Annotated in this window: 2 protein-coding genes; both read left to right on the top strand. The window is 68.8% G+C overall.

From position 1 onward, the window contains the following. Nucleotides 1-1,489: efflux RND transporter permease subunit (locus VLK61_RS06710; protein WP_325419492.1), on the top strand; the 1,489-nt coding region annotated here is incomplete at its 5' end. A 42-nt stretch (nt 1,490-1,531) separates the two neighbouring features. Next, nucleotides 1,532-2,968 (top strand): efflux transporter outer membrane subunit, encoded by a 1,437-nt coding sequence (locus tag VLK61_RS06705; RefSeq protein ID WP_325419491.1) that lies wholly within the window; start codon nt 1,532-1,534, stop codon nt 2,966-2,968. Nucleotides 2,969-3,210 lie beyond the last annotated feature (242 nt).

The raw sequence follows: 3,210 nt of genomic DNA, 5'->3' as shown, positions 1-3,210 counted from the left end.
CGGCGCCACGCTGGACCGCACCGAAGACGTGATCCGCCGCATGGGTGACGTTGCGCTGAAGCACCCCGGCGTCGAGCACGCGGTGAGCTTCCCCGGCCTGTCGATCAACGGCTTCACCAACAGCTCCAACTCCGGCATCGTGTTCGCGACATTGAAGCCCTTCGATCAGCGCAAAGGCAAGGATCAGAGCGGCGCGGCCATCGCCGGCCAGCTGAACCAGCAATTCGCCGGCATCGAGGATGCCTTCATCGTGATGTTCCCGCCGCCGCCGGTGAACGGCCTGGGCACGACCGGCGGCTTCAAGCTGCAGCTGGAAGACCGCGGTTCGCTGGGCTACGAGCAGATGGATGCGGCGGTGAAGGCCTTCATGGCCAAGGCCTCGAAGGCGCCCGAGCTGGCTGGTCTGTTCTCGAGTTATCAGGTCAACGTGCCGCAGCTCTATGCCGACATCGACCGCACCAAGGCGCGTCAGCTGGGCGTGGCGGTGACGGACGTGTTCGACACGATGCAGATCTACCTGGGCTCGATCTACGTCAATGACTTCAACACCTTTGGCCGCACCTACACCGTGCGTGTGCAGGCCGATGCGCAGCACCGCGCGCGCGCCGAGGACGTGGGATTGCTGAAAGTGCGCTCGGCCACCGGCGAGATGGTGCCGCTGTCGGCGCTGATGAAGGTCGGCCCGAGCTTCGGCCCGGAACGCGCGATGCGCTACAACGGCTACCTGGCCGCCGACATCAACGGCGGGGCCGCGCCCGGCTTTTCGTCGGGCCAGGCCAAGGATGCCGTCGAGCGCATCGCGAAAGAGACGCTGCCGCCCGGCATCACGTATGAGTGGACCGAGCTGACCTACCAGGAGATCCTGGCCGGCAACTCTGCGATCTGGGTGTTCCCGCTGGCCGTGCTGCTGGTGTTTCTGGTGCTCGCCGCGCAGTACGAGAGCCTGACGCTGCCGCTGGCCATCATCCTGATCGTGCCGATGGGGCTGCTGGCGGCGATGACTGGCGTGTGGCTCAGCGGCGGCGACAACAACGTCTTCACGCAGATCGGGCTGATGGTGCTGGTGGGGCTGAGTGCGAAGAACGCGATCCTGATTGTCGAGTTCGCCCGCGAGCTGGAGTTCGCTGGCCGCACGCCAATCCAGGCCGCGGTGGAAGCCAGTCGGCTGCGCCTGCGCCCGATCCTGATGACCTCGCTGGCCTTCGTGATGGGCGTGCTGCCGCTGGTGCTGTCCAGCGGCGCCGGTGCCGAGATGCGCCAGGCGATGGGCATGGCGGTGTTCGCCGGCATGATCGGCGTCACGGCTTTCGGCCTGTTCCTGACGCCGGTGTTCTACGTGCTGCTGCGCCGCCTGACCGGCAACCGGCCGTTGAAGCTGCACGGTGAGGTGCCGCAGCATGCCGAGGCACCGATCACCACCTTTTCGGGTGGCGGCGGCGAGCCCCATCTGTCGCCGATGCCGGCCGCGCCGCTGCGCCTGCCCGAGTGAGCCTGCACGAGTGAGCCTGCACGACATCACAAGGAGTGAATCATGAACAACAACACTGTCAGTAACCCCGCCGGATACCGCCTGCGCCATGCGCTGCTGCCGCTGCTCGCCGCGCTGGTGCTGGCCGGCTGTGCGACGCCGCCGGCCATCGACCCGGCCGCCTTGCCGGTGGTGCCGGCCGCCTTCAAAGAGCGAGATGGAAGCTGGACGCCAGTTGCCGCGGCCGAGACCCAGGCCCGCGGCACCTGGTGGTTGGTCTTCCGGGACCCGGCGCTCGATGAACTGGTCGAACGGGCAGGGCGCACGAACAATTCGATCCAGGTGGCAGCCGCACGCCTGGCGCAGGCTCGCGCGCTGCTGCGCTCGGCCGACGCGGACCGCATGCCGCAACTGGGCGGGGCGCTTGGCGCTTCACGCGGCACTGTCGCGGGCAGCGGCCTGGTGCCGGCGCCCGTCGCCACGACGATCACGGCGGGTCTGAACCTGTCCTACGAGGTCGACCTGGTGGGCCGCCTGCGTGGCGCCAGCAACGCGGTTGCGCTGGATGCCCAATCGCGAGAGGCTCTTCTGCAAAGCACCAGGCTCGTTGTCCAGGCTGACGTGGCGCAGACCTACCTGGCCTTGCGCGCGCTCGACGAGGAGCGTGCGTTGGTCCGGGACACGGCCAAGGCCTACCGCGACACGCTGGACCTCACCGAGCGGCGCCACCGTGCCGGCGACGTGGCCGAGCTCGACGTGGCGCGTGTTCGCACGCAGGTGGCCGCCACCGACTCCGATGCGTTGGCGCTGGACCGTCGCCGGGCGGAGCTGGAGCACGCGCTGGCGGTGCTGGTCGGCGAAGCGTCGTCGAACTTCTCGCTGCCGCCGGCCGCGTGGTCGACCGCGCTGCCGCTGATCCCGGCCGGCGTGCCCAGCACGGTGCTGGCGCGAAGGCCTGACGTCTCCGCGGCGCAACGCACGATGCAGGCTGCCAACGTGCGCGTCGGCGTCGCGCAGGCGGCGTGGTTCCCCAGCTTGTCGCTGACGGCAGCCGGCGGCTACGCGTCGCCCGAACTCGGTGACCTGTTCAAGTGGTCGGCCCGCGCCTGGGGCATCGGCGCCTTGAGCGCGCTGCCGATCTTCGATGGCGGCCGGCGCGCCGCGGGCGTGCAGAACGCGCAAGGGGAGCTGGACGCGTCCTTGGCGAGCTATCGCGAGCAGGTGCTGGTGGCCTTCCGCGATGTCGAGGACCAGCTCTCGGCTCTGCGCCTGCTGGCGCAACAATCCGAGGCGCAATCACGCGCGGTGGAGTCGGCCACGCGGGCGACGACGCTGTCGAATTCGCGCTACCGCAACGGCCTGGTGAGCCAGCTCGACCTGCTGGATGCGCAGCGCAGCGAATTGCAGAACCGGCGGCAGGCGCTGCAGGTGCGCTCGGCGCAATACCAGGCGACGGTGGGGCTGGTGCGCGCGCTCGGCGGAGGCTGGGGCGCCGCCTGATGGGTCGGACCCGGCGATGCGGCATGCAGGATCGGGCTGGCGGGCGTGCAGGGCGTGGCCGAATTCGCGTGCCCTCGCCTGCGTCGGCGAGGAGTGTATTAATATAAGGGGTATCAGCTTAGCTCCAATGGGAGAGAAGTACTGGATGCCCGTCCAGTACTCTACGCTCACTTCGCCGTCTTGGGTAGAGGCCGCACGACGCTCTCGTACGTGACCGGATCGGTGACGACGGCCTGCTGCAG

The sequence above is a fragment of the Aquabacterium sp. genome (assembly GCF_035476535.1).
GTDB lineage: Bacteria > Pseudomonadota > Gammaproteobacteria > Burkholderiales > Burkholderiaceae_C > Pseudaquabacterium.
This window is presented reverse-complemented; position numbering and strand designations above follow the sequence as displayed.

Coding starts and splice junctions, on each gene's coding strand:
- VLK61_RS06705 (WP_325419491.1), top strand. CDS start 1,532: ATGAACAACAACACTGTCAGTAACCCCGCCGGATACCGCCTGCGCCAT.